Origin of the sequence: Levilactobacillus cerevisiae (assembly GCF_003946245.1) — a bacterium.
GTDB classification, from domain to species: domain Bacteria; phylum Bacillota; class Bacilli; order Lactobacillales; family Lactobacillaceae; genus Levilactobacillus; species Levilactobacillus cerevisiae.
The window spans coordinates 1-1,325 of sequence record NZ_RHNN01000079.1 but is presented as its reverse complement, the minus strand read 5'-3'; the positions used below and the strand labels follow the sequence as shown (position 1 = coordinate 1,325).

General features: G+C 44.5%; 1 protein-coding gene. It reads right to left on the bottom strand.

What is annotated here, in order from left to right; genetic code table 11:
• Positions 1 to 59: 59 nt before the first annotated feature.
• Positions 60 to 1,235, bottom strand: a complete 1,176-nt coding sequence (locus EKM99_RS15660; RefSeq protein ID WP_125584214.1) for an IS256 family transposase — start codon at positions 1,233 to 1,235, stop codon at positions 60 to 62.
• Positions 1,236 to 1,325 lie beyond the last annotated feature (90 nt).

Below are 1,325 nucleotides of genomic sequence, written 5' to 3'. Positions count from 1 at the left end.
GGTAGCGTCAAGAATCTTGTGTAAATGAAATGCCTTCGTACATATAATATGTATCTAACTTAAATAAATGATGCTTCCAAGGTGTCCTGGAGTCCTTTGAACCCTCGGTGGATCCGCTTCAGAGACTTCTCGTTATAAACATTAAACTGAGAAACCAGGAAGCGATCCAGTGAATCTTCCGTTGGAAATTGTTCTTTGTGGTGGGTGGTGCGCTTGAGATGCTTATTAAAGTTCTCAATCAGGTTAGTGGAGTATAGTGATTGCCGGATAGCTGGTGGAAAGTCCATGAAAGTGAGTAAATTCAGCATTTTAAGCAGATCTTTGATTAATTTGGGATAGGTCTGATGCCAGTTGTTGGCGAACTCATTCAGTTTCAGTTCGGCTGCTTCACGGTTGGCGGCCCGATGAACTTGTTTAAAGTCACTGATCACGGCCTTGCGGTCTTTTACGCGAACTTTGTTCATCAGATTCCGCCCAACATGAACCAGGCAACGTTGTCGTTTGGCTTTAGGGAAATGCCGATTCAAGCCTTCATCCAAACCAACTAACCCATCGGCCACAAACAACAGCACATCTTTAACGCCCTGCTTGATCAAGGTTCCCAGCAGTTCAGTCCAGATTCCAGTCGATTCCGTTGGCGCCACTTGGTAGTTCAGCACTTCTTTCGTACCATCTGGACGAATGCCAATCGCAATATGAACGGCTTCTTTTTGAACGGTATCCCGCTTTAACGGCAAGTAAGTGGCATCTAAGAAGATGGCCGCATATTGTGAAGCCAGTCGACGTTGCTGGAAAGCTTGAACCTGTTCATTGACGGCTTTAGTCATGTTGGAAACCGTGGCTTTGGAGTAGTGAGCACCGTACATTTTCTCAATGAGTTCGGCAATTTCAGCAGTGGTAATTCCCTTGGTATACAACTGAATGACCGTTGTTTCTAAATTATCACTGTGCCGACCGTAGGCTGGCAAGGTATGATTTTCAAACCGGCCATTGCGATCTCGAGGAATGGTTAAGTTAAGTTGGCCGTACTTCGTATCAAACGAGCGCTCATAACTGCCGTTGCGGTTATTACCAGTGTTAATCCCAGCGTATGAGTAGCGTTCGTAACCCAAAAACTCTGCCAATTCGGTTTGAAGCAGCTGGTTAATCGCAATTTCGAGGTGGTGACGAAAAACTTCGTCCAAATCTTGCTTTTGGGCTAGTGCAGCGATAATTTCTGTGGTAAGTTCATTCATGGGGAATGCCTCCTGTGATGTTTTCTGTGGTTACTAAATATCATAAGGGAAGGCATTCCCTATTTCTATACAATTCAGAAATCTTTTATG

Coding starts and splice junctions, on each gene's coding strand:
- EKM99_RS15660 (WP_125584214.1), bottom strand. CDS start 1,235: ATGAATGAACTTACCACAGAAATTATCGCTGCACTAGCCCAAAAGCAA.